The organism is Cupriavidus sp. 05T41, assembly GCF_056396525.1.
Genome location: NZ_JBFTLQ010000067.1, coordinates 17,289 through 43,414, shown reverse-complemented (window position 1 = coordinate 43,414; position 26,126 = coordinate 17,289). Strand labels below are relative to the sequence as shown.

The 26,126-nt window shown below is 60.3% G+C and carries 21 protein-coding genes and 3 pseudogenes; 4 read left to right on the top strand and 20 right to left on the bottom strand.

The window, feature by feature from the left end; all coding sequences use genetic code 11:
- From AC1DKV_RS30105 to AC1DKV_RS30090, 4 genes and pseudogenes are all read right to left on the bottom strand, one after another.
- Window positions 1-159 (bottom strand): biotin carboxylase N-terminal domain-containing protein (locus AC1DKV_RS30105; protein ID WP_441643574.1); only part of this gene is annotated, 159 nt, incomplete at its 3' end.
- Window positions 160-423: 264 nt separating this feature from the next.
- Window positions 424-826 (bottom strand): annotated as a pseudogene (locus AC1DKV_RS30100) (transposase); the annotation flags it as partial.
- A 208-nt stretch (window positions 827-1,034) separates the two neighbouring features.
- A complete protein-coding gene (locus tag AC1DKV_RS30095; protein WP_441622644.1) occupies window positions 1,035-2,219 on the bottom strand; it encodes an NADH:flavin oxidoreductase/NADH oxidase in 1,185 nt (394 codons plus the stop codon).
- A gap of 49 nt (window positions 2,220-2,268) precedes the next feature.
- Window positions 2,269-2,652 (bottom strand): cupin domain-containing protein, encoded by a 384-nt coding sequence (locus AC1DKV_RS30090; RefSeq protein WP_441622642.1) that lies wholly within the window; start codon window positions 2,650-2,652, stop codon window positions 2,269-2,271.
- Between the two features lie 516 nt (window positions 2,653-3,168).
- Between AC1DKV_RS30090 and AC1DKV_RS30085 the strand changes: the two genes are divergently transcribed.
- From AC1DKV_RS30085 to AC1DKV_RS30075, 3 genes are read left to right on the top strand one after another with little or no spacing between them, the layout of a single operon-like run.
- Window positions 3,169-4,323 carry an acyl-CoA dehydrogenase family protein gene (locus AC1DKV_RS30085; protein ID WP_441622640.1) on the top strand — a complete coding sequence of 385 codons (1,155 nt, stop codon included), beginning with the start codon at window positions 3,169-3,171 and terminating at the stop codon, window positions 4,321-4,323.
- A 41-nt stretch (window positions 4,324-4,364) separates the two neighbouring features.
- The gene (locus AC1DKV_RS30080; RefSeq protein WP_441622638.1) at window positions 4,365-5,528 is read left to right on the top strand and encodes an acyl-CoA dehydrogenase family protein; all 1,164 of its coding nucleotides are present in this window, start codon (window positions 4,365-4,367) and stop codon (window positions 5,526-5,528) included.
- Entirely contained in the window at window positions 5,528-7,213 is a 1,686-nt protein-coding gene (locus AC1DKV_RS30075) for an electron transfer flavoprotein-ubiquinone oxidoreductase (protein ID WP_441622636.1), read from the top strand. Before AC1DKV_RS30080 ends, AC1DKV_RS30075 begins: the two co-directional genes overlap by 1 nt.
- A 340-nt stretch (window positions 7,214-7,553) precedes the next feature.
- Here AC1DKV_RS30075 and AC1DKV_RS30070 read toward each other — a convergent pair whose 3' ends face one another.
- The 5 genes from AC1DKV_RS30070 to AC1DKV_RS30050 form a co-directional block, all read right to left on the bottom strand.
- Entirely contained in the window at window positions 7,554-7,757 is a 204-nt protein-coding gene (locus AC1DKV_RS30070; RefSeq protein WP_441622648.1) for an XdhC family protein, read from the bottom strand.
- A gap of 105 nt (window positions 7,758-7,862) precedes the next feature.
- Window positions 7,863-8,177 carry a c-type cytochrome gene (locus AC1DKV_RS30065; RefSeq protein ID WP_441622634.1) on the bottom strand — a complete coding sequence of 105 codons (315 nt, stop codon included), beginning with the start codon at window positions 8,175-8,177 and terminating at the stop codon, window positions 7,863-7,865.
- 32 nt (window positions 8,178-8,209) lie between these two features.
- Window positions 8,210-10,411 carry a xanthine dehydrogenase family protein molybdopterin-binding subunit gene (locus tag AC1DKV_RS30060; protein ID WP_441622632.1) on the bottom strand — a complete coding sequence of 734 codons (2,202 nt, stop codon included), beginning with the start codon at window positions 10,409-10,411 and terminating at the stop codon, window positions 8,210-8,212.
- 1 nt (window position 10,412) lies between these two features.
- Window positions 10,413-10,871, bottom strand: a complete 459-nt coding sequence (locus AC1DKV_RS30055; RefSeq protein ID WP_441622631.1) for a (2Fe-2S)-binding protein — start codon at window positions 10,869-10,871, stop codon at window positions 10,413-10,415.
- 626 nt (window positions 10,872-11,497) lie between these two features.
- Window positions 11,498-12,442 carry a LysR family transcriptional regulator gene (locus tag AC1DKV_RS30050; protein ID WP_441622629.1) on the bottom strand — a complete coding sequence of 315 codons (945 nt, stop codon included), beginning with the start codon at window positions 12,440-12,442 and terminating at the stop codon, window positions 11,498-11,500.
- A 1,322-nt stretch (window positions 12,443-13,764) separates the two neighbouring features.
- Here AC1DKV_RS30050 and AC1DKV_RS30045 point away from each other — a divergent pair.
- A complete protein-coding gene (locus AC1DKV_RS30045; RefSeq protein WP_441622627.1) occupies window positions 13,765-13,959 on the top strand; it encodes a hypothetical protein in 195 nt (64 codons plus the stop codon).
- Between the two features lie 96 nt (window positions 13,960-14,055).
- On the opposite strand, the pseudogene AC1DKV_RS30040 reads toward AC1DKV_RS30045, so the two are convergent.
- From AC1DKV_RS30040 to AC1DKV_RS29990, 11 genes and pseudogenes are all read right to left on the bottom strand, one after another.
- Window positions 14,056-14,190 (bottom strand): annotated as a pseudogene (locus AC1DKV_RS30040) (biotin/lipoyl-containing protein); the annotation flags it as partial.
- A gap of 270 nt (window positions 14,191-14,460) precedes the next feature.
- Window positions 14,461-14,736, bottom strand: a pseudogene (locus AC1DKV_RS30035) (ATP-binding protein); the annotation flags it as partial.
- Window positions 14,737-14,911: 175 nt separating this feature from the next.
- Window positions 14,912-15,616 carry an ABC transporter ATP-binding protein gene (locus tag AC1DKV_RS30030; protein ID WP_441622625.1) on the bottom strand — a complete coding sequence of 235 codons (705 nt, stop codon included), beginning with the start codon at window positions 15,614-15,616 and terminating at the stop codon, window positions 14,912-14,914.
- Between the two features lie 2 nt (window positions 15,617-15,618).
- Window positions 15,619-16,377 carry an ABC transporter ATP-binding protein gene (locus AC1DKV_RS30025; RefSeq protein WP_441622623.1) on the bottom strand — a complete coding sequence of 253 codons (759 nt, stop codon included), beginning with the start codon at window positions 16,375-16,377 and terminating at the stop codon, window positions 15,619-15,621.
- A complete protein-coding gene (locus AC1DKV_RS30020; protein WP_441622621.1) occupies window positions 16,370-17,407 on the bottom strand; it encodes a branched-chain amino acid ABC transporter permease in 1,038 nt (345 codons plus the stop codon). The genes AC1DKV_RS30025 and AC1DKV_RS30020 overlap by 8 nt, the downstream gene beginning before the upstream one ends.
- The gene (locus AC1DKV_RS30015; RefSeq protein WP_441622619.1) at window positions 17,400-18,272 is read right to left on the bottom strand and encodes a branched-chain amino acid ABC transporter permease; all 873 of its coding nucleotides are present in this window, start codon (window positions 18,270-18,272) and stop codon (window positions 17,400-17,402) included. Before AC1DKV_RS30015 ends, AC1DKV_RS30020 begins: the two co-directional genes overlap by 8 nt.
- Before the next feature lie 350 nt (window positions 18,273-18,622).
- On the bottom strand, window positions 18,623-19,501 hold the full coding sequence (locus tag AC1DKV_RS30010; protein WP_441622617.1) for a MaoC/PaaZ C-terminal domain-containing protein: 879 nt from the start codon (window positions 19,499-19,501) through the stop codon (window positions 18,623-18,625).
- A gap of 60 nt (window positions 19,502-19,561) precedes the next feature.
- Window positions 19,562-20,467: an SDR family NAD(P)-dependent oxidoreductase gene (locus tag AC1DKV_RS30005; RefSeq protein ID WP_441622646.1), complete on the bottom strand. Its 906-nt coding sequence runs from the start codon at window positions 20,465-20,467 to the stop codon at window positions 19,562-19,564.
- Between the two features lie 1,212 nt (window positions 20,468-21,679).
- Complete coding sequence (locus tag AC1DKV_RS30000; RefSeq protein ID WP_441622615.1) at window positions 21,680-23,071, bottom strand: amidohydrolase family protein; 1,392 nt, start codon at window positions 23,069-23,071, stop codon at window positions 21,680-21,682.
- Between the two features lie 95 nt (window positions 23,072-23,166).
- Entirely contained in the window at window positions 23,167-24,345 is a 1,179-nt protein-coding gene (locus AC1DKV_RS29995; RefSeq protein ID WP_441622613.1) for an ABC transporter substrate-binding protein, read from the bottom strand.
- Between the two features lie 166 nt (window positions 24,346-24,511).
- Window positions 24,512-25,915: an amidohydrolase family protein gene (locus AC1DKV_RS29990; protein ID WP_441622611.1), complete on the bottom strand. Its 1,404-nt coding sequence runs from the start codon at window positions 25,913-25,915 to the stop codon at window positions 24,512-24,514.
- Window positions 25,916-26,126 lie beyond the last annotated feature (211 nt).

Sequence of the window (26,126 nt, the reverse complement as noted above, 5' to 3'; positions counted from 1 at the left end):
GTAGCTCTCATCGGCCTTGAAGCGATGGAGCGCGAGGCGGTCTTCCTTCGAATAGATCGCCACGGTCCGGATATTCATCTCGGCAGCCGCGCGCATCACGCGGATGGAGATCTCGGAACGGTTGGCAATCAGCAGGGATTTGATCGGGGTGTAGTCCATGGGGCATCAGGAAACTATGTTGCCGTGCACTACGCATGACAACGAAATGTCAGAGAGAAGCGCTTCATGTCAAGTCATCCACACGACTGGAGTCAACACTATGCAATAAATACGGCACCAGAAATAGGAGCACAGCCTGAGAACAAGCCCTTCCATCCACAGGAACTGGCCAACACGCATAAAACTGCATCCTATTGCTTTTTTCTTAACACAAGAATGCATATCTGCCGCGTGCATTTATTTTTTAAATACTGAATCCAGTTTTTAAATTGTGGCGACGGTTTTACTTCTTGCGCGCAGCGCAGGCCGGTCCAAGTCATTCACCGAAGTAACGATGCTGCGACTAATTACGTCACGCCGGATGCGGGATAGCCAATTCTCCACCTTGCTCAGCCAGGACGAATAGGTGGGCGTGAAGTGCATGTGTACGCATCGATGAGCCCGCAGGAGTCCTGGACGTGCGACGTCTTGTGGCTGCTCACGTTGTCACAGATCACGTGGATTTCCTGACCACCGTGCTGAGGGCCACAATATAGGTCAGAAACGCCACGAACTGCTCGCAGATGTGACGCGCCGCGGTCTTGCGCAGCACGTCTCCGGTGGCCGTATTCAACGCGGCAAAGTGGCTCAATGTGCCATTGCGCTTGTACTCTCCATGCCAATCGGCTGTCATTCGCGATTAGTTCGAGCAATATTGTCAATTAACCGGCCAGACTTCTATATAAAAGGCGGGATCCAACCGGATTCCGGAGTGACGAAATTACTTCGCTCTACGACCGCCTCAGTAATGTGGCAATGTCGATGCGCTCCGTCTGGGTGGCCCCCCGCAGGCGGACTACCCAGATGGGCATGCGGGCGCTTGCCCATGATCATGGTTATGCGAGGGCATTGCGGCGAGCGCCGTCCACTTTTTCGATCCCCGATTTCGTGATTCTCGGTGCCGTAATGGGATCGAAGCTGAAGGCGCCAAGATGTGCCCAGGCGGAATTGTATTGGACGGGCATGCGAGCTTCCTCGGTGCGGTCCAGTTGCAGTGCGGCGCGAAGTGGCCAATAGGGGTCCCGCAGCATTTCGCGCGCCATCATAACGATGTCCGCCTTTTTCTCCCGCAGGATCGCCTCGGCCTGCTCGGCCTTGTCGATCCAGCCGACTGCGGCGACCGGCATCGTTGCTCCTTCGCGAATCGCCGCAGCGCCGGGTACTTGGTAGCCCGGTCCGACCGGAATCGTCGGATGGGGCACGGCTCCGCCCGAGCTAACGTCAACCAGGTCCACACCCTCATCCTTGAGCCAGCGAGCAAGCTCAATCGTCTCTTCGACACTCCACCCGCCTTCTACCCAGTCGGTGTATGACAGCCGGAAGGCTAGCACCCGGTCGGCCGGCCAGACCCGGCGTATCGCGCGAGCCACCTCGAGAGTGATTCGACAGCGATTTTCGAGCGAACCGCCGTAGGCATCCGTCCGATGGTTCGATAGCACTGAATTGAAGGAATGCAGGAGGTAACCATGCGCGGCATGCACTTCGATCCACCGGTATCCCGCTTCCCCGGCGCGTTGCGCCGAAAGGGCAAACTCATCGACCACATGCTCAATCTCCTGGATCGTCAGTTCATGCGGTACGGTGTATCCGTGATCAAAGGCGAGCGGGCTGGCGCCGTCCGGCTCCCATCCACCTTCTTCGATCGTCAACGGCCTACCTTGCGTCTGTCCCGGGTCGGATTCCCAAGGCGGCACGCGCGACGCCTTCCGCCCGGCGTGCGCGAGTTGCACGCCGGCCACGGCTCCCTGGGCTTCGATGAATCGGACGAGATCTCGATGGCCAGCAATGTGATCGTCCTTCCAGAGGCCGAGATCGGATGGCGTGATACGCCCCTCGGGCACGATCGCGGTACCTTCGGTCATCACGAGCCCGGCGCCACCCACGGCGCGGGAGCCCAGGTGAACCAGGTGCCAGGCGTTGACATACCCGTCCACTGCACTGTATTGGCACATCGGGGACACCCCGATCCGGTTGCGCAGCGTCACGCCGCGCAGCGTCAATGAGTCGAATAGTCCGGACATTTCAAGGTTCCTTGTTGAGGATCTAGTTAGAAAGAATGGGATGGGAACATCAGCGCGGCAGGAAATACTGCACTTCGAACAGGATGCAGCCGCGCCGCGAAACGAAAGGGCCGTGCGGGGTACCGGGAGGCCGGCACGAGTATGTATGTAACGGCGGGACCGCGTTCGATGAGAGCCGCGGGGACTCGTCGAGCGCTTGGAGGTCTCCCGATATCAAGAACACCTCTTCCCAATACCCGTGCACCAGCGTGCCCTGCGTGACGGCACCAGGAGCGAACCGGACAAGCCGTGTCCGGGCGCCGCATTGGGCGGCCTCGTCCAGGTCGTCGGCCAGCACTCTCACCTCGAGCCCAGCCGGAAATCCATCCAACACACACCAGCCTTCATCTTGCGAAAGCGCCATCATCTCGATATGCGCACGCGGCATCTTCATGGGTGTAACTCCTCATCGTCCCGAGTGATATGGATTGGAATCCGGCGCGTGCAACGGAACCGTTACTGGCGATACCGCCGGCGAGGGGGGGTGTAGTCGCATCCGTAACGGCGAACGCTTCCGCAGCTACGCACTTCTGCATTCCATCCTGATACGCGGGCACGGACAAGTCAACGCACCACCACAGCACGTTCCGTACCTCGAAATCAATGGTGGTAACTATTTGAAATGCGGCGCACAGAGGCTCTATCGCTTAGTCAGATGGTGTTGACGACGTGCGCGTAATTGGCCAGACGCATCCAGTATCGCCAAGGTGTCCACCAGCAACGGGTTGGGCCACACCGCACGTGGGAGGCGGCCCCTTTTTGCGCGGGGAAAGCGTCGGCCCTCATGTGCCAGTGCACCATCGAGCGCCGGGATACGCGTCTGTCGAAGTACGGAACAAAGCGCGCCGACTTGTTGACGCTTGGAAATCCACAACGCAGCATGATTACTTGATTTACTGAGTTGACGACTATGATCCGTGATATCGAAACGATGAACGTCCTGCGCGACAACATCGCGCGCTTTGTCCGCGAGCGCCTCATCCCGAATGAGGAACGTGTCGCGGAAGCTGACGAAATTCCCGACGACATTGTTGCGGATCTGAAGGCAATGGGGCTGTTCGGGCTAACCATCCCGGAAGCCTATGGCGGCCTCGAGTTGACGATGGAAGAAGAAGTGCTGTCAATGTTCGAGTTGGGCTATGCCTCGCCGGCCTTTCGATCACTGCTCGGCACCACGGTCGGCATCGGCTCCCAAGGTATCCTGTTTGATGGCACCGACGAACAGAAGGCGCGCTACCTGCCTCGGCTGGCTACGGGCGAGATCATCGCATCGTTTGCCCTGACTGAACCCGAATCCGGCTCCGACGCGGCATCGCTGCGCACGATGGCGCGCAGGGAAGGCGACATGTACGTGGTAAATGGGACGAAGCGCTTCATTACCAATGCGCCGCATGCCGGTATCTTTACGCTGATGGCGCGCACCAATCCGGAAGAACGGGGTGCGGCCGGCATCTCGGCGTTCATCGTGGACGCGGGCACACCCGGCATCAGTTTCGGCAAGCGCGACAAAAAGATGGGGCAGAAGGGCGCGCATACGTGCGACGTCATCTTCGAGAACTGCCGCGTGCCGGCTGCCAACCTCATCGGTGGCATCGAGGGCAAGGGCTTCAAGACGGCCATGAAGGTTCTCGACAAGGGCCGCATTCATATCGCCGCGATCTGCGTGGCAGTCGCACAGCGCATGCTCGACGACACCTTGCGATACGCCATGGAGCGCAAGCAGTTCGGCCGAGCGATCTCCGATTTCCAGTTGATTCAGGCCATGCTTGCCGACAGCCGCGCCGAACTCTACGCCGCCCGCTGCATGGTGATCGATGCCGCCCGCCGCCGGGACAGCGGTGAGAACGTGAGCACCGAGGCGTCATGCGCCAAGCTGTTCGCCTCCGAAATGTGTGGACGCGTGGCCGACCGATGCGTGCAAATCCACGGCGGCGCCGGCTATGTCAGCGACTACGGCATCGAGCGCTTCTATCGCGACGTCCGGCTCTTCCGCATCTATGAGGGAACGACACAGATCCAGCAACTCGTGATCGCCCGCAACATGATTCGCGACGCCGCACATTGATTCCTCGACTCGCCCAACCTCTCCACCATGCATTGACGACGATGAAATTCCCTACCGAAGACAAGTACCAGGAAATCCGTGACGCCCTTCGAAGCCTGTGCGCCGACTATCCCGACGAGTATTGGCGCAAAATCGACGAGCAGCGCGGCTATCCGGAGACGTTCGTCGAGGCGCTGACCAAGGCCGGTTGGCTGTCCGCACTGATTCCCCAGGAGTATGGTGGCTCCGGTCTCGGCCTGACCGAAGCATCCGTGATTATGGAAGAGATCAATAGCAATGGCGGCAATTCCGGGTCCTGCCATGGTCAGATGTACAACATGAACACTCTCCTGCGCCATGGGTCCGAAGCGCAGAAGCGGAAGTACTTGCCACGTATTGCGTCGGGCGAACTGCGGCTGCAATCAATGGGCGTGACCGAGCCGACGACAGGCACCGACACCACGAAGATCAAGACCGTTGCCATCAAGAAGGGCGATCGCTACGTGATCAACGGACAGAAGGTCTGGATCTCGCGCGTGCAGCACTCCGAACTCATGATCCTACTCGCCCGCACGACGCCGGCGGATCAGGTAAAGCGTAAATCCGAAGGCCTCTCGATCTTCCTGGTGGACTTGCGCGACGCGATCGGCAGCGGACTGACCGTACGTCCGATTACCAACATGGTTAACCACGAAACAAACGAGCTGTTCTTCGACAACCTGGAAATTCCGGCGGAGAACCTGATCGGCGAGGAAGGTAAGGGATTTCGCTACATTCTCGACGGCCTCAACGCCGAACGCACGCTGATCGCGGCCGAGTGCATTGGCGACGGTTGGTGGTTCCTGAATCGCGCAGCGAAGTACGCCGGAGAGCGCATCGTCTTCGACCGGCCAATCGGACAGAATCAGGGTGTGCAATTCCCGATCGCCGAGAACTACATCGAAGTCAGCGCCGCTAACTTGATGCGCTTTCGCGCCTGTGAATTGTTCGATGCACACTCCGCTTGCGGAGCGGAGGCGAACATGGCCAAGTACCTGGCCGCGAAAGCCTCTTGGGAGGCGGCCAACGTTTGCCTGCAGACGTTCGGCGGCTTCGGTTTCGCCTGTGAATACGACGTCGAGCGCAAGTTCCGCGAGACGCGCCTGTACCAGGTCGCACCGATCTCGACCAATCTGATCCTTTCCTACGTTGCGGAGCATATACTCGGCCTGCCACGCTCCTTCTGATGGCAACACAAGCAGAGACAGCAGGCGCGGCTCGCGAGACGATGGAATATGATGTCGTCGTGGTCGGCGGCGGTCCGGCGGGCCTGTCAGCCGCTATAAGGCTCAAACAGCGCGCCCGGGAAGCAGGTACCGACATCGCCGTGTGCGTACTGGAGAAAGGCTCGGAGATCGGCGCCCATATCATCTCCGGAGCGGTCATGGACCCGCGTGCGCTGAACGAACTGCTGCCTGAGTGGAAGTCGATGGGTGCACCGCTCAACGTGCCAGTCAGCGAAGATCGGTTCCTGTTCCTCACTAAAAGGACGTCGGTGAGCGTGCCAGACTGGCTGCTGCCCCGCATATTGCGCAACGAGGGCAACTATGTCGTCAGCCTCGGCAACGTTGTTCGCTGGCTGGGAAAACAGGCCGAGGCGCTCGGTGTCGAGATCTTCGCTGGGTTTCCGGCGGCCGAGATCCTTTATCACGATGATGGCTCGGTCAAGGGCGTTGCCACCCGAGACCTGGGAGTCGGCCGTGATGGCAAGGCCCGCGAAAATTTCCAGCGCGGCGTGACGATTCATGCGAGATATACGCTGTTCTGCGAAGGCGCGCGCGGCCACTTGGGCCTCGAACTGACTTCTAAGTTCGGGCTTCGGGACAACGCCAGCCCACAGGTTCATGGGATCGGCATCAAGGAACTCTGGAACATCGATCCAGCGAAGCACCGGCCAGGACTCGTCATGCACACGGCCGGATGGCCGCTCGAGCGGGACACCTATGGCGGATCGTTCCTCTACCATGCAGAGGGCAACCAGGTTGCGGTCGGATTCATTGTGGGGCTGGGGTATGCAAATCCGTGGCTTTCGCCTTTCGAGGAGTTCCAGCGATACAAAACACATTCCGCTATCCGAACGTTGTTCGAAGGCGGGACGCGTGTGGCTTACGGAGCGCGTGCGATCGCCGCAGGTGGCCTGACCGCATTGCCGACGCTCGTATTTCCCGGCGGCGCCTTGGCTGGCGACGACGCCGGATTTCTCAACCCCGCACTCGTCAAGGGCAGCCATGCCGCGATCAAGACAGGAATGCTGGCGGCAGACGCAGCATTCGACGCCGTTTCGGCCGGTTATTCCTCCGATACGCTCAGCGCCTATCCCGCAGCATTCCGCGCGTCGTGGTTCTATGAAGAGTTGCATCGCGCCCGCAACTTCAGACAATGGATGAGCAAGGGGCTCTACCTAGGAGCACTGATGACGGGCATTGAGCAGAAACTCATGGGCGGTCGAGTACCTTGGACGCTTAGGCACCGACATGCCGATCACGAGACGCTCGACCTGGCCAAGCATCATCGGCCGATTGTCTATCCCCGGCCGGATGGCAAACTGACGTTCGATCGGTTTTCGTCCGTCCTCCTCTCAAACACCAATCATGCTGAGGATCAGCCGGAACATCTGGTGTTGCAGAGTAGCATGACGCCGGTCGCGTTGAATCTTCGCCATTACGCAGGTCCGGAATCACGCTATTGCCCGGCTGCGGTTTACGAATTCGCGCAATCGGGCGGAACAGGTTCGGTGGGCGCGACGCACAGACTGGTCGTCAGCGCGCAGAACTGCTTGCATTGCAAGAGCTGCGACATCAAGGATCCATCGCAAAACATTGTTTGGAGAACGCCTGAGGGTGGCGGCGGACCGAACTATTCAAACATGTGATGGTCCGGCTAGGCCCACCGCAAGGCTGTCGTTTTTTCGTAGTCCGGCATGCCTCGTAGCAGGCGAGCGCCTGGCACGTTCCAGCCCGCAAAGTACTCCTCGCGAGGATCGCAAACCGTCATATCGAATCCCAAGCTGACTGCACCCTGACAGAGGTATCGCGAAAGCTGGGCTGCCCCGATCACGATCAAGCGGCAGGCAGGGCCAAGCACGGTGGTCAGGGCCTCCGTCACATTCGATCCCCTCTTGAGGCGCACCGTCGAAGTACGTGGCACGACCCGTGGTCAGCTCTACTGTGCGCCGCGTTGTAATCCTCTGACCCAGGCGCTCGACGATCTGGTCAAGCGGGTCGGGATCCAGCATCAGTTAGTGTCTCTACGCCGAAATGGTGCACTTGGTCGATCAGGTCGTCCTCAATGCATCCTCCGGATACGGAGCCTGCGACCATGCCGTCTTCCCGGATTGCCATTGCTCCCGGTGGCTGGGGCGATGAGCCCCAGGTACAGACAACTGTGACCAGCACCAGCTTCTGTCGTTCGCGCAGCCGCCGCCGGCAGGCACGCAGGATGTCGAGATCAACGGGTTCCGTGACTTGACACCTTCAGAGAGCGCGCGCCATCCGGCGTTGCGTCTACCGCTCGCTCGTGAGCTATCGCGCGAGCACCCATTTCGCCAACTCGGCAGCTTGTTCGCCACTGACGCCTGGATTGGCGGGCATCGGCATGCCGCCCCAGGTTCCTTTACTGCCCTGGCGATTGCTTGTCGCAACGGCGGCCAGGCCATCCGGCTTGTCCTTATAGCGCGCGGCAATTTCCGCGAAGGACGGGCCAACAAGTCTCTTGTCTGCTGCGTGGCACGCCATGCAGTTACTTTTCTGCGCCAACGCCGCGGAGTCCTGCGATTGCGCGCTAGGAAGCGCGACAAGTAACGTGATCGCGGTGACCAACTTGGGTATCGTGCTCATGATGCCTCCTGAATGATCTAGGGAATGGTTGCTCAAGTGTGTCGCAGGAGGGGAAGCACACGGTGCGCTTTGCGGCTTAACGCGAACAGTGCGTTAGCGACAGCGGGACCGGCACCGGGCACGCCTGGTTCTCCTGCGCCAGTCGGCGGGGCATCGGACTTGACGATGTGCACCTCGATACAAGGCATCTCGTGCAGGCGCAGAACATCGTAATCACCATAGTTGCCCTGCACTACGGTGCCTTTGTCAAGGGTGATCTCCGACTTGAGCGCCGCACCGAGGCCAAAACCGATACCGCCCTCCATCTGCGCTCGGACCTGGTCCGGGCTTACAACAATGCCGCAGTCAATTGCGCAAACGATACGATGGACCTTGAGGTTGCCGTTGTCGTTCGAGACCTCAGCGACCTGCGCGACGACGGTGCCGAATGTTTCGGTGATCGACAGCCCAAGCGCGCGCCCAGCGGGCAAGGTCTTGCCCCAATCTGCCTTTTCGGCAGCCAGCTTGAGCACCGCGGCTTGGCGTGGATGCTCGCCGAGCAGGTCGAGCCGATACTGCAGCGGGTCCTTGCCGGCGGCTGCGGCCACCTCGTCGAAGAAGCATTCCACAGCGTAGCCAGCATGATTCATACCGACGGAGCGCCAAAAGGTCACCGGCACGCCCAACTGCGGAGCGCTTACGTCGACGCGGCGATTCGGCACCGCGTACGGCATCGTCGCCGAACCCTCGACGGTTGTGGGATCGACGCCGTTTTTGATCCATACATCGAACGGAGTGCCCACGCATAGCGATTGCCCGATAATCGTGTCCCGCCAAGCAATCAGCTTGCCTTGCGCGTCAATGCCGGCCTTGAACTTGTGCAGGTAAATCGGCCGGTACTGGCCCGCGCGCATGTCGTTCTCGCGTGTCCACTGCACCTTGACTGGCGCCTTGAAGCCCATCGCCTTTGCCACGCTCACCGCCTCGAAGATCACGTCGGCATTGAATACAGCGCGGCGGCCGAAACTGCCTCCCGTTCGCATAACGTGCAGGATCACCTTCTCCGGCGGGACGCCAGCGAGTTCAGCAACCAGCGCCTGATAGGTATCCTGATACTGGTGCCCGCCCCAGACCTCGAGCGTGCCGTCTGCATTCATGCGAACAGCGGCATTCAATGGTTCGAGCGGAGCGTGCGCCAGGAAAGGAAATTCATAGGTCCCCTCGATGACCTTCGCCGCCTCACGGAATGCTAGATTCACGTCGCCCTTTTCTATCGCAACGGCATCTCCCCCCCGGGCGGCCAGCAGGCGGTACTGGGCAATGATCTCCTCGGAGCCGCGTTTCTCCGCTTTGCTATCGTCCCATTCTGCCTTGACCAAGTCGCGCGCCTTGAGTGCCGTCCACATATGATCGGCCACTACGGCGACGCCTCGCGGTGTCTCGATGGCGTCGACGAAGCCCTCCAATCGGCGTGCCGCGCTCGCATCGACACCGATAAGGCGCGCGCCAAACAGCGGCGGATGGATCATCACCGCGGTCAACATACCTGTAGCCTTCACGTCGATGACGAACTTCAGCTTGCCGTTGACCTTGGGCGGCGTGTCGAAGCGTGGTAGGGTCTCGTTCCCTATATAGACCCAATCTTTTCGTGCCTTCAGCGCAACCGTCGCCGGCGGTGGCAGCTTCGCCGCGGCAGCGGCCAGGCTGCCGTAGGTTGCGTGCTTCCCCGAGGTATGCGTCAGCACGCCCTTAGCTGCGCGGATCTCGGCGGCCGGCACGTGCCACGCTTGCGCTGCCGCAGCGACGAGCATCGCCCTGGCGGCGGCGCCAGCCTGGCGGTAGCGATCGAACGAAATGGATGTGCCGGTCGACCCGCCTGTGGCTTGCATGCCGAGCACTTTGTTGCTGTACAGCGCCGGGTTGCCGAAGCCACCGACAACGTCGATATCGGCCCAGTCGGCATCGAGCTCTTCCTGCACCAATGTGGCGATTCCGTGCCAAATTCCCTGACCGCTTTCGAACTGCGATGCGATCACGGTCACCTTGTTGTCGGCGTCGATCTTCACGTAACCCGCGAACGGGTTGCTCATCGCTTCTCCGGCCACCTTGGCCGCATCGGATCCCGATGAGCCAATCGCGGGCACGTTATGAAAGCCGACGACCAGCCCGCCCCCGACCGCCACGGCGCCGATAAGGAAGCGGCGGCGCGATGCGTTCTGCGGCTTGTGTTCGGAAAAGATCTTAGGAATATGCATACTAGGCCTCCAGTGCCTTCGCGGCCTCGTGCACCGCCGCGCGGATACGTTGGTATGTGGCGCAACGGCACAGGTTGCCGCTCAGCGCCGCGTCGATGTCGTCGTCCGTCGGGCGCTTGTTCACCGTCAGCAGCGCCGTTGCGGCCAGCACCTGGCCGGACTGGCAGTAGCCGCACTGCGGCACGTCCAAGCGGATCCACGTCTGCTGAACAGCCACGGCGACCTTGCCACTTGCTCCCTCGATCGTAGTGACGGCGCGGCCGGCAATATTGGCGATTGGGGTCTGACACGAACGGGCGGGCGAGCCATCCACGAGCACGGTACAAGCGCCGCACAACGCCATACCGCAACCGAACTTTGTACCTGTCAGGTCCAGGGATTCGCGCAGCGCCCAGAGCAGAGGCATCTCTGGGTCGCCGTCCATGTCTATTGGCTTGCCGTTCAAAGTGAAGTGAGTCATGGTCGCTCCTGGGCCGGGGAAAATTGAACGAATTTTGGGGGCCGACGCACGGTAAGATAAAGTAGCTCTAGCTGCGATCAGAATTCCGGGTAGGCGAAGAATCGACGAGTGGATGACATGGCGCCAATGGCGGCGACTACGGGACGTTCGATACCGCTGCGGGTCCCGGTCCTGGCCAGCTCGGCAACCTACTTTCACCTTCGAGAATTGCCGGAGAAAATATGCCTATGTGGCACCCGCCGGTTGTGTAGCCAGGCTTGCGGGGTCTTCGTACAGGCAATCATCGATTGCCTGTCAACGTAGTTCCCGTCGAGGGGTAGTAGGCGTTACGTCAGTCCTAAATCAGCGGGAGCTGCACCCATACTTTCAGCAAAGGGAGCTGTGGCATTCTACGAGGAGCAAGGGATTCACAACGCAGTCGTGGAGCATACTTGTGGTCCGGAAAGAGCAGACGAATCCCTTGGAAGACCGACGTAGCCTCGCGTTCGCGGCCAAGTAAGAATGGATGCTTGCGGGCGATCTAGTGACCCGAAAACCACCATTGATTCCGACGCAATCCTTGAAGCCGAATAGCGAGCGGTGATGCGTCTCGCCAAGTGACACATTGGTCTAATGCAACCCCGGCCTCAGCCTTTCTCGCTACGAGTCAAGCCTCGAGCTTGGGGATTGAAAAGGGGCGACGCGGTGAACAAGGCCAATGCCCAATCGAAGAAGACCCTCACTGTAGGCGCTAGGTGCCGGTTGCGGGCATACAGCATCGAAACGGGCACCCGGGGCGATGCATACCCAGCCAGCACCCGACGAAGGCGTCCTGCCTCGATATGTGGCAGCATCAGGAAATTCCCCGCACGAACGATGCCAAGCCCTTCGACGCCGCAGGCAATATAGCTTTCGGTGTCGTTCACAAATAAGTGGCCCGTGGGCTGGAAATGCTGGGGCTCTCCATCCACGACAAAATCCCACTCCATGGGGCGGCCGGTCTGGCTGAGCGTATAGCCGACAACCTCATGGTCACGCAACGAACTAAGGTCCATGGGTTCGCCGAAAGCGTCGAGATAGGTGGGCGATGCAGCAACAATCCATTCAAAGCTGCCGAGCCGCCTCCCAACCAGGGTGGACGAGTCCGCCAGGACACCGGTTCGAATCGCGCAATCGACTCCTTCGTGAACGATATCGACAGGGCGGTCTCCCAGCGCAAGCGTCAGTTCGATATCGGGGTAACGCCGCCGAAAGTCCCGCAGTGCCGGGATCAAGACCGCCCTGGCCAACGACGTGGGGGCGTCGACCTTGAGTTTGCCGGCTGGCTTGCCAGCTACGCCGGGGAAGCCGGCCTCGGCGCTGTCGATAGCGTCAATGATCCGTCTGCAATGCTCGTAGTATGTGGCGCCATCGGAGGTCACGCTCAGCCTTCGCGTGGTGCGCTGAAGCAGTCGGACACCCAGGTGAGCCTCGAGATTCTTTACGATACTGGTTACTGTCGATGCAGGCAGCCCCAACGTCTCGGCAGCTTTAGTGAAGCTATTCGTTTCAACGATGCGTCGAAACACTTGCATTGCTTGCAGACGGTCCATGGAGAGCCCATATTGGTAGCCAGCGGCCAAGCCTCGGGCGACCGGCCGGCATATTTGCGGATGAACAGTTTCTCAGGGCGACCGCTCCGACAGTCGCTTTTCCGGCCATGCCACTATGCTCTGGTGCGCAACCACGGAGGCAGAATTATGACACTTATCGACGCGGGCTGAGATCCAAAAAGGCGGTTCCACGCGGGCGCTCGTAGTGAATCCTGTGTCCGTTGAAGGTCAAGGTAGAGAATCGGAGCAGAAGCACCGGGTCGGGCCCCATTTTGCGAGGCCATTCCTCGATCGCGCTCGCAACGAGCGGCGCCGGTGACGCATTTGAGAGGCCTCTTCCCGATGTCTTGCGCTTCGGCTAACCGAAGGCCTTGGGGCGCGCAGTACTCTCCACGGCAACGAAAGCCAGTGACCCCGTCCCTCCCGTTTCGGCGCCCACGTCCAGTATGGTGGACTTCTTCGATACAACCTCACTACGCGGAGGGACCGCAATCGTCCACCGGCCCACATGCAGCGCTGAAGCGGCACCGGCGGCAGAATGTACAGCCGGTACCAACGAGGGGCCAGTGGATCGCCGGGAACCTGTACTCGCTCCTCACGGTCGCGGGTCGCGGAGAGCGCCTTGACGGGGAACGCAATTATTTCGTCTTGGGACTCGGTTGACTTACCAACCCACTCCTTTCAGCGTGACGGTGTCCATGAGCGTCCCCTAGTCTGTTTCCAAGGTCCCCACTCTGTACGGGGGTAGGCCACTTCCATCTGGGAAAGTTCGGAATAGCCGTTCGCTCACACAGAATGCTGGGTTTCGGCAGTTATCCGAACGGTGCGTTCAGAAGAATCAAATTTACGCCATTTGGGATTGTGACGAAGATTTGGAAACAGAACAGGATTTAGAGGTTTCCATGCGTATCCAAATTCGTTGCCGTTCCCGGGTGTCCCTCCGTAGACTCGTGCCAGCCTTCCCTCTAAGGATTTCACCGGCTCACGGTGACCACAGCCTAACGAGACGCGGCTTTGAGCGCCCCCTAAAGACCGGCCATGCCATCGAAGTCCCGGCCTTCGAATCCATTGACCTGCACCTTGCAGGCAACGCGTTCTCTGCGACCAATTGCAGCCTGGAACTCAGCGGCAAGGCGCACAGTGAAGTCGGCCTCCTTATCACTCAAGGAATGCTAGGGGACTCGCCTGGGGCGCCATGGTTACGGGACATGATATCTGGAACTGTATTCCACGACCCGACGCGGAATTGGACAGCCGAAGTGGTTGCGCAGGCCCTCAATACAACTCCCCAGCGCATTCGAAGCGCCCTTTTCACCAGAGGCATGGCTTTCACCCAGATATGCAGGACGCAGCGCTTGATGCGTGCGCTGTTCGAGTCGATGCAATTCAACTTATCTATCGCCGAACTGAAAGACCGCATCGGCTGGGCGGGTCCACACGACCTTGAGTCGTCCTTCTACGACTGGTTTGGCGTTTCATTGCAGACAGTCTCCCGCCTGCGGGAGGACGGGCTGTAGTTGTATGTCGATGGCTTATGGAGGACCCGAAGTAATGCCAGAAGAATTTTAGGCAGCAGCATCAGCGTGCCGCAGCCCTTTTCAAACTGGAACGTCCTACTGCAACTCAATCGGCAGCTGGCCAGCGCGAACCTGAGCGCCTGGTTGCACGAGAATCTCCTTCACCGTCCCACCGACTTCGGTCACGACGCTTGTCTCCATCTTCATCGCCTCAATTGCCCCTACGGTTTCACCCTTGGCGACAACCTACCCGACCCTGACGCTGACAGTTATCACGGCGCCTTGCATCGGCGTGCCAACAAGCATTGGATTGCCCGCGGTGGCCATCCTTGCCCCCGCGACAAGCTTGGCACCCAGGCTTGGCTGGGACGTCAGCCCGCTCATGGAGTCCGTGGAGCTGTCGACTGCATCCACCCCACCTCCACGGCCGCCAGCACCGACGGTGCAGCCACGCCGCTCGTATCGTGAGTGTGGAAGTGAGTAGGAATACCCAACTTGCTCGGTGTCGCCGAGAATCTGGACCTCCACATGCTTCGCTCTCACGATGAACTTCTCGAGGTACACCTCGTCGTTGCCGAAGGCCGCCTTTGCTTCACGCCGGGCCGCGGTGATAGCGTCGGCCAGTTCCACTTCCTGCCGAATCGCCCGCATGCCGCGGCCGCCTCCGCCCCAGCTAGCCTTAAGCATCAGTGGATAGCCGATGCCCGCCGCCAGCTTCGTGGCCTCCTCAATGTCATCCGGCAGAGAATCAGCGCTACGAAGGAAAACGGCGCCAGCGCAGCATCGCCGGCCTCCAACGCCCAGTCGCCAACGCCGGGCTTCCAAGTCAATCCCATGGGAATCGCCCCGTGACAGTTGCCGTTTGAAGTCTTCGTGAGAGCAAACTCGTGTTCTCTGTGACGTTGCGTCATCGAATCGCCAACGTGACAAAGCCCGCTTCCACTATCGCCACTCAAGCGACCGAAAGATAGCTCTTGCGTAGCGCTTCGTCGCGCATCAGATCGTCGCTGGATCCCTGCCACGCTACCCGGCCTTTTTCCATGATGTAGTGCCGATCAACGACTCGGCAGATCGCATCGACGTCCTTATCGACGACGATCATCGACATCCCTTCTTTCTTGAGGCGCCGAAGGATTGTCCAAATCTCCTCGCGGATGAGCGGCGCCAGCCCCTCCGTCGCTTCGTCGAGAATCAACAAGGCGGGATTGGTCAGCAGTGCCCTCCCGATCGCGAGCATTTGCTGTTCGCCACCAGAAAGGAGGTTGCCAGGATTTGACATCCTTTCGCGCAGTCGCGGGAAGAAGGCGAGAACGCGATCGAGCGTCCAGGCACCCGGACGACGGCCGTGGCGGGCCGCCACCAGCAGGTTTTCCCGGACGTTGAGGTTGGGGAAGATGCGCCGCCCCTCCGGTACGATGCCGATGCCGTGCTGCGCAATGCGATGGGGCGCCAGGGCGTCGATACGAGCACCACGGAACGTGATCTGGCCCCCGCTTGGGGGGCAGATGCCGAGCACAGCGTTGATTAGGGTGGTACGCCCCATGCCATTACGCCCGAGCAGGCCTACAGCCTCGCCTTCCTGAACGACGAGTGACGCATCGAACAGCACTGGGACATCCCCATACCCGGCACAAACATTCTGCAGAGCAAGCAGCATTTTTAACTCCGAGGTTCCGAATGGCCAAGATAGGCGGCCTGTACTGATGCGTCGCGTCGGATGTCGTCTGGCGTGCCAGTAGCGATAACCGAGCCGGCGACTAGTACGCTGAGTCGGTCAGCCAGCGCGAAAACGGCGTCCATGTCATGTTCAACCATAACGATGGTGTATTCCCCTTTCAAACGCTGCAGGAGATCCACCAGCTGTCGGCTTTCGTTCTGGCCCATGCCGGCCATCGGCTCGTCGAGCAGCATGACCTTGGGGCGCATTGCCAGGGCAATGGCAATCTCGAGCTGACGGCGCTCGCCGTGCGAAAGGTTAACCGCTGCTGTGTCGGCTCGTGCTTCCAGGCCTGCCAGATGCAACGCTTCGCGGGCCGGCGCGAGGAGGGTGGCATCGTCACGCGTCGGTCGCCAGAAGCGGAAACTGTGGCCGGTGCCCGCCTGCACTGCTAGCGCCACGTTCTGCAGGGCCGTGAAGTCAGGGATGACCGACGAGATCTGGAATGACCGAGCCAGGCCTAGTGTGGCCCTGGCGTGTACCGGCAGACGGGTAATGTCTACTCCGTCCAACTGGATATCGCCTGCGTCCGGGAAGAACGTTCCATGGAGTTGGTTGATCAAGGTGGTCTTGCCGGCGCCATTCGGACCGATCAGGGCATGAAACTCGTTGCGCCAGACGTCAAGTGATAGTCCGTTCGTGACCTGAAGTCCACCAAAGCGCTTGCGCAATTTGGTAACGGAAAGCATCGACTCATGCATGATGACGTTTCTCCCCCTTGTGAGTCCCTACTGCCGTAAGTACACCGGCAATGCCGTGGCGTAGAAACAGGACCATGAGGATGATGAGAATCCCGAAGGGAAGTTGCCAATGGATAGTGAGTCCCGAAAGGAGCGTTTCCACCACGACATACAGGGCCACGCCGACTACCGGTCCCCACACGGTGGCCATACCGCCTAGTACGACCATCACGATAAGTTCGCCAGATCGGGTCCATGCCATGTCCGCTGGGCTGACGAACTGCTGTGAGATCGCGAGGAGCACGCCAGCAAGGCCGGCTACCGCGCCAGCGATAACGAAGACCATCAGTTGGTATCGCGTCGGGGAAATTCCCACGGCCGCCACGCGCCGCTCGTTACCCATGGCGGCCCGGATCACGGTACCGAATCGGCTCTGGACGAGGCGCGAGGCACCGGCCAGCACGACGAGAAGGACGCCTAGGCACAGGTAGTAAATCGTCGTGCGATCTTCCAGAGGCAAGCTCCCCAAACGAAGCGGCGAACTGATCTGCAAGCCCTCGTCGCCGCCGTAGGCGTCGAACGAGACAAAGAAGTAGTAAATCATCTGGTTGAAGGCGAGCGTGATCATGATGAAATACGCACCGCGCGTGCGCAGGGCCACGATGCCCAATACCCCGGCCACGGCGGCGGACACGAGCATCGCGATTGGGAGCGAGACCAGAAGATTGTCTGTGCCCTTGAATGCCAGGCCGAAGATCGTCAGCGGCATGTCAACGTGGCTCGCTAGGATGGCAATCGTATAGCCACCGATCCCGAATAGGGCTGCATGCATCACGCTTATCAAGCCCGCGAATCCGAGCAGGACGTTCAGCGATACCGCTGCTACCGCGAACACCATGACCCGGGTTAGGACGCGAACCAGGAAGGGCTGGTCAAACGCGGTGGCGAGCACCGGTAGCACGGCGAGAGCCACGATGATCAGAAGGCTCGGCAACGTCCGCAGAACGTGAGGGCGAACTGGGCGCAGGATGGGAGAGGTTACGTCAAGCATGGCTGGGAAAGAGTCCGGTGGGGCGCCAGGCAAGCAGGGCAGCCATAATCATGTAAATGAACATCGACCCGAGCGCCGGGCTGAGCAGCACCCGGCCGAACGTGTCGCCGATGCCGACGAGCAATGCGGCGATGAAGGCGCCGCGGATGGAACCGACACCGCCAATAACAATGACAACCAAGGCTAGAATGAGAATTGGCTCGCCCATCCCTACCTGCACCGCCAGGATGGGCCCGGCCATGACGCCGGCCAGGCCGGCCAGCGCGGCGCCCGCCATGAAGACGATGGCGAAGACCCGGTCCACGTTGATACCCAGAGCAGATGCGGCAACTCGGTCGCTGGCGCCGGCGCGAACCCACATCCCTCCGCGCGTGTGCACAACCATCAGGTAAAGGGCAAGGGCAATTAACAGGCCAATCGAGAGCACGACGAGGCGGTACACCGGATACTGCATACCTGGCAGGAGTTCCACAGACCCTTGCAACGCTACCGGAAGCGTCATCTGCATCGGGGTGGCACCCCAAATCATGCGTACTGCCTCGTTGGCAACCATGATCAAGCCGAAGGTCGCCAGCGTCTGGTCCAGGTGGCTGCGTCGATAGAACCAGCGGAGCAGCACGCGCTCGATCAACATGCCGAGGAGAGCGGCGCTTGGCACCGCCACCAGAATCGCCAGAGCAAAGCTGCCCGTTGCCGCTAGCACGCTGGCGCCGACATAGGCGCCGGCCATGTACAGCGAACCGTGCGCCAGGTTGATAAGATTCATGATGCCGAATACGAGCGTCAGACCAGCTGACGTTAAGAACAGCATCACGCCGAACTGCGCGCCATTGAGCGCCTGTTCGACTAGTAAGTTTAAAGTCATGTCTCACTCCGTGAGTTCGATCGGCACCTTGGAAGGAGGAGCCGATCCCTTCTATTTATGCATTTAGCATGGCAATGATTGCCGAGGAGGTCAATCAAACCACGCCATGTGTTCCGTACTTTGATAAGCGTAGTGCGGAAGACATCTTGCGTTCGGGGGGGAGCCCCTGCACACATGGCATCGATAGACTATGGCGAATGCGCCGTTGGACGTATTCTCAGGGTTTCGGGGGAGTCCGCCCCGAACGTCGGATTGTCCGTCCAAAGTACGGAATTGTGCCCACGCCACAGTGCCCGCGGCTTGGGCCGGCGAGCACGTGAGAAAGCCGATATCGACTGAGACGAAGGCGCTCACCTCACTTCGGCAACACCGTTGCTGAGGACTGTGACATCCCGTTCGAGCACTCTGGCACGGAAGGCAATTGTCGGGCTGCCTCTGTCTCTGACCCAAATCTCGGTACGGATTGTCTCGCCGGGTAGCACCGGCGCCGAGAACCTTGCGAATAGCATGCGCAGCCGCAGCGGATCGTAACCACAGACGCTACGGAGGATCGCGTGGCCGGCAATGCCGTAAGTGGCAAGCCCGTGTAGGATCGGACGTGGAAATCCTGCCGCGTCCGCCACATCAGGATCAGCATGCAGCGGGTTCGAATCGCCATTGAGACGGTACAGGAGCGCCGCATCCGCGCGCGTCGGCAGATCGCATACGATATCGGGCGACGAGTCCGGTACGCTTTCCACAGGCGGCAAGGGCACGTCGCTGGGCTGGCCCCGCTCGGCGAAGCCGCCATCCCCCCGGCAGAAATTCAACTGCTCGACACTAGCCAGAAGTGCTCCCGTGGCCTTGTCGACGACATCGCGTTCGATTAGGACCTGGGCGCCCCTGCCCGCGCCCTTGTCTATGACGGCTTTAATGCGGGAGCGGCCGATAATCGTTCCCGACTTCGGCAAGGGGCGATGCAGCCGGATGCGTTGTTCTCCGTGCACCACCTTTACCCAGTCGATGCCGGCAGCGGGGTGCTTCATCCACTGACCGGGAAAGCCTAGTACTGCTGCCATGGTCGGCACAGCGTGCAGGGATGGTCCGTAGGTAAACGTCAGCGCGTTACGGTCCAGAGGGTCATGGCCATAACCCACGCTCAGCGCATAGAGCATCGCGTCGCGTTCGGAATAGTGGTGCTCAACGTCCTCGAACGGCCAAGCCTTGAGCGAATGGTAGTCAATCGACATGGAGAGATCCTGTGAATGTGGCAAGGTGGACGGCGGCGAAAGCTGGGGCGCCGTCGAACGTCATGTAGGATCCCAACTGAAAACGTCACCCGAGCGCTCCATGGGCACGAACGATGCCTTGAGCGCCGGCATGCCATGGACGGCAATCGATTCCGGACTCCAACCCTCGCTGCGATGCACGGAACGCACGGGCCTAGGCTGGCTCATTAGGAAGATCTCATTGTTACGTACAGTAAAGATCTGCCCGTTGACGTCGCGCGCCGCGTCACTTGCGAGGTAGACTGCGAGCGGTGCAATCTTGGCCGGAGTCATTTGCTTGATCTTCTCGACGCGCGCGGCCTGTTCAGGCGTGTCGATCGGGATCGAACTGACCATACGACTCCACGCGAACGGCGCGATGCAATTCGAGCGAACGCTGAACTTTTCGAGATCGAGCGCGATCGATTTCGAGAGACCAGCGATACCCATTTTGGCGGCGTTGTAGTTGGCCTGGGCATAATTGCCGATCAGGCCAGAGGTCGATGTCATGTGGATGAATGCGCCGCTTTCCCGCTGTTTGAAATGTACCGCCGCGGCCCGACTGAGGCTAAACGTGCCATACAGATGCACCTTGAGGACGGCATCCCACTCCTCGTCTGTCATCTTGTGGAAGAAGCGATCTCGCAGGATTCCCGCATTGTTGACCACGCAGTCTACGCGGCCGAATACGTCAAGCGCATGGGTAACGATCCGATCACCGGCGCCAGGGTCGGCAACGCTTTGCGCGTCAGCTACAGCTTCCCCGCCCGCTGCCACGATTTCCTGCGCCACGCGCTGCCCCGGCGTTGTATCGCGGCCGGCGCCGTCAAGGGCCGCGCCGATGTCATTGACGAGTACGCGTGCGCCATAGCGGGCCATCAATAGTGCGATGTCCCTGCCGATACCGCCACCGGCGCCGGTAACAATGACCACTTTGCCGGCCATCATGTCTGTTTCAGTCATAGCTATCTCCATCGTTTTGAAAATAAAGGCTGGCGCACGGTATGCCTTGCGCTAAAGCATTGGGCGCAAGGCGCCACTAGCAAAGTGGAACAAGAATAGCGCGCCGGCATTGCAAGGAGTTCCACAATGGCGGCGAGCTGCCTGAGTGTCAATGAACCAAAAACAGTCCTTCCGTACTTCGAAAGAGATGCTGATAGCGTGACGCGGGATCGATCGGCCGCCCGTTTGCGCCGGCAGCATCGTTCGCGTGGTTGAATGCGGGCTTTTAAAGCACGGAACTTCTTCGGCGTCGTTGCGCTTGCAGTGGCTCCGCGCGTTGGGCAGATTCGACGGAGCGTGTCGCTGAAGGCGTCCTCGGTGCAGCCTACCCTCCAAATGCACGTGAACGACAATCAGCAGAAAGCTTGCGGCGAATGGGCGCGCCCAGCCAACAGTTATCTCGAGTGAAACGTGAATACCTAGATTCCATCAGGCGCTGTAGTGGCGACGATGGTTCTTATGCTAAGTTCTTGCGCTCTGCACGACGACGGATTCACTAAGCGCGAAGCAGTGCGCGCCGAGCTGGACGGACGGGCTGGTCTGCGAGGGATACGAGCCAGGCCGATCGATCTGAACTACCCCACACACCTTCAGGCCGCGCGGCGGGGAGCGCAAACGCAGGGGAGCGAACGTTGCGTTGACTGACCCGCCTGTAGATCGAGATGCATCACGCGCACACGCCAGCGTATGGGAGGTAGGCCCTTACAAGGGGATTTAAGGCGTACACAAATCCGATACGCTGATTCTGCGCCGCCCGGGCACGGCTCGCGTACTTTCCTGAGAGGTACGCGCTTGTCGCGTGAGCGTCACCGCGCGCGTAGCTCGCATTTGCGGAAACGTAAGACGATGCCCCGGCGTTGCCCGGCACGCCGCCCAGGCCGACCAGCGCCGTGGTCCGGGAACCAGCCAGATCAGGCGTCGTGTAACGCACGACCTTGACGGCGCGAATCCCCACGACGGGGGCATTTAGCGCAGCGTTGCCCAAGATGCCGTAGAGGGGCCTCGATGCCGCGGCGCACGCTGCAGGATAAACCCCTTCGCCGGCATCAGACTTTGGCGGATGGCTTCGACCAACACGGCTTCGAACGCCGTCGCCTGGCCGCATGCTACCAAGACTTGCGCAACTTCCAGGATCAGGGGCCTCCGGCATTCCTTCGACTAGAGGTCCGGCTTGGGGAGAGGCGCCGGCATCCAGTGCCGATCGCACGCCAATCCGGCCTTTTCGAACAAGCCGTCCCTTGCGGCCACGACGCGACGGTATAGGCCGTCGAGGTCGACGCCGACGAGCTTGCCATGGCGTTTGACGGCGCGGCCCGCAACGAAGACGGAGTCGACATTGCCAGGATGCGCGGATTCGACGATGTTTCCGTACGAATAGTTGAGCGGCATCATGTTGATATCCCTCGCGTTGAGCAGCACGACGTCGGCCTCCTTGCCCGGAACCAACGTTCCCACGCGGTCACCGAATCCGCAGGCAAGTGCGCCCTGTCGGGTGGCAAATCCGAAGACCTGTCGGCTGGTCAGGGGAATCGGGTCGAAGTCCCGGTTTTCTGCAAGGAAACGGCGAGCTTCATTGCCGCGCGTCGTGCTGAGGAGCAGGCGCATCGCCGCAAACATGTCGCCCGGGGCGGATGACACCACATCGACCGATAGGCTCGGCTCGTGCCCCATGGCCAGCAGGCGCAACGTCGGCGGGTCACCGAACCCCTCGTTGAGAGCGGTATCCGGCGCAAGCGAAGTGCTACCCCCACTGTCGACCAGCATGCGCAGCTCGTCGTCGGGGAGCGTGCAACAATGCACGTAGTTGGTGTTCTCGTACAGGAGCCCGCGAGAGTTCAACTGATGGATAGGCTTGCAGGCGGACCAGCGGCCGACGCCAACATGTACGGTGACCGGAATATCGAGTTCGCGCGCGAAGCGAAACTCGCTCTCGGTGAGGTCGATCGGCGTGAACTCCGGGCCGCGCGCCGCGAACGCCATGCGCAGCAGTTGGCGTTCGGAGGAGAAATGCTCGATACGCACGCGACGCACATCGTTGAGGTTGGACGGCTTGTCGTTGGGCGGGATCCATTCGTCATTGCCGTTGCCATACGCCCACACCGCACGAATCCCGGCGTCGCGCAAACCGGCAATAGCCGCGTCCGCGTGGTCGGGCGTGTTGTTGTTGTGCGACCAGTCGAGTAGTGTCGTGATGCCGGCATTGAGGCACTCTAGTGCGCCAAGGTAGTTGGCGAGCTGCATGTCCTGCGGGGTGTACAGCTTACCCATCGTCAACCGCATGCCAGTGTAGTACTGACCCAGCGTCCAGTCGGTGCCCACTGCGCGTAGCAGCGATTGCCACGTGTGCCTATGGCTGTCGACGAAGCCGGGGATGACGATCATGCCGTCGGCATCGACGATCTCGGCACCGTCGACCGGAATGTTGGGAGCAATGGCTGCGATACGAGTGCCTTCGATCAGGAGATCGCCGCGGCGCAGTTCACCAAGCTTCTCGTCGCCGGTAAGGATCGTGCCGCCGCGAAGCAGCGTCCGCTTTTCTTGCAGGGTCATGATGCGAGGTCTAGTTGGATTAGGGTGTGAAGCGACGTTGGCGACCCTCCCGCTGGGGGAGCGCCGCCAACGCCGTGAGATCATGCTTCGTATGGCTACTTCAACGGGCAGGAAGCCGCATAGGCATCGCCGTAGTCGTGTAGCACGCGCTCGCCAAGCTTCATCGTGGGCACGCCGTCCGCGGACTTCACGATTTCGCCAACGTACAAGTCCTGTATTGGGAAATGATTGTTGTTGAACCGGAAGTCCCCACGCACAGATTGGAACTTCGCCGACTTGAGCGCAGCAGCCATGGCCGCGCGGTCATCAATGCTGCCGTTCGCCTGTCGAATGGCTGCGTCAAGCATTCGACCGGCGTCGTAACCTTGGGCTGCGTAGGAGGATGGCGCGTACTTGTACCGTTTCTGGAAGGCGTCGATGAACTGCCGGTTGGCCGGGTTGTCCATTGAGGCGCCCCAGAACTCGGCGGTGCGCACACCCACTGCAGCCTCGCCCATGGCGCCAAGCGTGTTGGCATCGATCGTATAGGCCGTGTACAAGGGAACGGCATCCTTGAGACCGGACTGCGCGTACTGTTTGATGAACTGGATACCGAGCCCGCCCGGGAAGAATGCGAAGACCGCATCAGGCTTTGCCGTGCGAAGCTGCGCCAACTCCGGAGCGAAATCGAGTTGCGTCAGCGGCGTATAGATCTCGCCGACGATTTCTCCCTTGAATTTTCGCTTGAGCCCGGCCACAACCTCGCGGCCGCCCGGGAAATTGGGGACCATCACATAGAGTCGCTTAACCTGCTTGCGCTCAAGCGCGGTACCAACGGCTTCCGCGAGCGTGTCGCCTTGCCACGAACTCGAGAAAAAGTACTGTGAACAGGACGCGCCGGCGATTGCCGATGGCGCGCCAGCCATGCCGATCAGGATCGTTTTCTGCACAGCTGGCGTGAACACCGCGTTCAACACGTTCGAGAACGGTACGCCTACGATGAACTGGACCTTCTCCGACTCGATCAGCCGGTTGGCTTCCTGCCGGCCGATATCCGGCTTCTGCTGATCGTCGACCTTGATGACGCGTGTGGGCAGTCCACCCAGATTTCCACCGGCCTGCTCGATCGCGAGTTGGAAGCCGTCGCTCAACTGGTTGCCCATGGTGGCGTTCGTGCCGGAGAGCGTCCCGATGAAACCGATCTTCAACTGATCGGCCGCGTTGGCGGCGCTGTTGACGAGCATAGCGACTGCCAGGGCGCCGCATGCAATGCCGCTGGTTCGAAGGAAGTGCATTTTTGTCTCCTGTGGCCACTGGCCTCATTTTTGGGTCCTACTCTACCGCCCGCCTCATGCGTGCCTTTCGACAACGCCTTGGCAGATCGAAGCGCCACACCCGCCACAGAAGGCGTTCCCCATTGAGGTGTGGCACGGCGGATTGTTTCGCACCGCTGCGGTACGGTCAGGCGGCGTCTACCACTTGCTTGCGCAGGTACGGCTTCGGCATCCAATGCTGGTCATGAGGCACTCCCGCACGCGAGAACAGCCCGTCGCGCGCCGCATCCACCTTCTTGCGCAGCGAGGCCAGGTCTACACTGAGCAGCTTGCCCCCTCTCTTCATCGCTTTGCCAGCGACATAGACGCTATCGATGTTGCCGGCATGGGTCGATTCGATGATCGAGCCGTACGTGTAGTTGAGCGGCATCAGGTTGACTGCATTGGTGTCGATGAGCACAACGTCCGCTTGTTTGCCGGGCGTGAGTGAGCCAATCAGGCCGTCGTACCCGCAGGCCTTGGCCCCTTCAAGAGTGGAGAACTCGAAGACATCGCGACTGGTCAACGGGATCGGTTCCAGTTCCCGGCCCTGCGCTAGGGCTTCGCGCGCAGCTTCAGCGCGGGCCATGGTGAGAACAGTACGCATCGAACTGAACATGTCACCTGGCGCGGACGATGCTTCGTCGGTCGAAATGCTCGGCCGGTGGCCTAGCGCGAGCAGGCGTAGCGTGGCAAGGTCGCCTAGGCCCATGTTGAGTTCCGTCTCCGGAGAGATCGACGTCGTGCCACCCGTATCGATAATTAGTTGCATCTCGTCCCGACTGAGCATGTTGCAATGCACGTAGGTCGTGTCATTCGACAGCAGTCCGCGCCGGTGCAGTTGTTTCATCGGGTCGACGTGCCAGGAGCCAACGCCGACATGCATGGTGATCCTCAGACCGAGATCGCGTACAAAATGGAACTCCCGCTCGGTGATTTCGAGCGTAGTGATCTCGGGACCCCGGGCGGCGAACGCCATCGTCAGAAGCTGGTCGCTCGAAGAAAAGTACCGCGTCTTCATGCGCCGCACATCATTCAGGTCGGTGATCGTCATGTTGGGGGGCAGGTTGTCGTCATTGGCATTGCCGTAGCCCCATACCCCTCGGATACCGGCGTCGCGAAGACCGAGGAAGGCCTGCTCGGCGTGGTCCGGCGTATTGTTGTTGTGGCACCAGTCGTATAACGTGGTGATGCCCGAGTTCATCGCTTCGAGCGCACCAAGGTAGTTGGACAGATACATGTCGTCGGCACTGAGAAGCCGGCCGGCGATGAGCCGCATGCCAGTGAAGTATTGCCCGAGGGTCCAATCTGTGCCGGCCGCCCGCAGCAATGTTTGCCAGGTATGGCGATGACTGTCGACAAGGCCAGGCATGACGATCATGTTGGTCGCATCCACTACCTCGGCGTCGTCCGCCTCGATGCGCGGCGCCACCGCTTCGATTTTCGTGCCCTGCATCAAAACGTCGCCTATACGAAGCTCCCCAATCGCCTTGTCGTTGCTGAGGATGCTGCCTCCCCGGATCAACGTGCGCTTTTGCTTGTTCACAGTCATTCGAATGTCTCCTCTTGGTGTTATGGAACTCCGTGGCCGCCGTGACCAAAGTTGTCACCTAAACCACGCGTTGGTAGAATTGGACACTTGTCGCCTCGTCCCGGTGACCAACGGCCCGGCATTCTGCCTTCGGTCAACCATGTCCCCATTTAATGAGCCGTGCGCGGAACGGTCAATCTGTCGCGGAATGATGTTCCGTACATTAAAATTC

Excerpts from the sequence above, each read along its gene's own strand:
- AC1DKV_RS30010 (WP_441622617.1), bottom strand. The coding sequence starts at position 19,501 with ATGTCGATTGACTACCATTCGCTCAAGGCTTGGCCGTTCGAGGACGTT.
- AC1DKV_RS30065 (WP_441622634.1), bottom strand. The coding sequence starts at position 8,177 with ATGAGCACGATACCCAAGTTGGTCACCGCGATCACGTTACTTGTCGCG.
- AC1DKV_RS30080 (WP_441622638.1), top strand. The coding sequence starts at position 4,365 with ATGAAATTCCCTACCGAAGACAAGTACCAGGAAATCCGTGACGCCCTT.
- AC1DKV_RS30030 (WP_441622625.1), bottom strand. The coding sequence starts at position 15,616 with ATGCTGCTTGCTCTGCAGAATGTTTGTGCCGGGTATGGGGATGTCCCA.
- AC1DKV_RS30015 (WP_441622619.1), bottom strand. The coding sequence starts at position 18,272 with ATGACTTTAAACTTACTAGTCGAACAGGCGCTCAATGGCGCGCAGTTC.
- AC1DKV_RS30085 (WP_441622640.1), top strand. The coding sequence starts at position 3,169 with ATGATCCGTGATATCGAAACGATGAACGTCCTGCGCGACAACATCGCG.
- AC1DKV_RS30025 (WP_441622623.1), bottom strand. The coding sequence starts at position 16,377 with ATGCATGAGTCGATGCTTTCCGTTACCAAATTGCGCAAGCGCTTTGGT.
- AC1DKV_RS30095 (WP_441622644.1), bottom strand. The coding sequence starts at position 2,219 with ATGTCCGGACTATTCGACTCATTGACGCTGCGCGGCGTGACGCTGCGC.
- AC1DKV_RS30090 (WP_441622642.1), bottom strand. The coding sequence starts at position 2,652 with ATGAAGATGCCGCGTGCGCATATCGAGATGATGGCGCTTTCGCAAGAT.
- AC1DKV_RS30050 (WP_441622629.1), bottom strand. The coding sequence starts at position 12,442 with ATGGACCGTCTGCAAGCAATGCAAGTGTTTCGACGCATCGTTGAAACG.
- AC1DKV_RS29995 (WP_441622613.1), bottom strand. The coding sequence starts at position 24,345 with ATGCACTTCCTTCGAACCAGCGGCATTGCATGCGGCGCCCTGGCAGTC.
- AC1DKV_RS30055 (WP_441622631.1), bottom strand. The coding sequence starts at position 10,871 with ATGACTCACTTCACTTTGAACGGCAAGCCAATAGACATGGACGGCGAC.
- AC1DKV_RS29990 (WP_441622611.1), bottom strand. The coding sequence starts at position 25,915 with ATGACTGTGAACAAGCAAAAGCGCACGTTGATCCGGGGAGGCAGCATC.
- AC1DKV_RS30020 (WP_441622621.1), bottom strand. The coding sequence starts at position 17,407 with ATGCTTGACGTAACCTCTCCCATCCTGCGCCCAGTTCGCCCTCACGTT.
- AC1DKV_RS30060 (WP_441622632.1), bottom strand. The coding sequence starts at position 10,411 with ATGCATATTCCTAAGATCTTTTCCGAACACAAGCCGCAGAACGCATCG.
- AC1DKV_RS30075 (WP_441622636.1), top strand. The coding sequence starts at position 5,528 with ATGGCAACACAAGCAGAGACAGCAGGCGCGGCTCGCGAGACGATGGAA.
- AC1DKV_RS30000 (WP_441622615.1), bottom strand. The coding sequence starts at position 23,071 with ATGACCCTGCAAGAAAAGCGGACGCTGCTTCGCGGCGGCACGATCCTT.
- AC1DKV_RS30045 (WP_441622627.1), top strand. The coding sequence starts at position 13,765 with ATGGCTTTCACCCAGATATGCAGGACGCAGCGCTTGATGCGTGCGCTG.
- AC1DKV_RS30005 (WP_441622646.1), bottom strand. The coding sequence starts at position 20,467 with ATGATGGCCGGCAAAGTGGTCATTGTTACCGGCGCCGGTGGCGGTATC.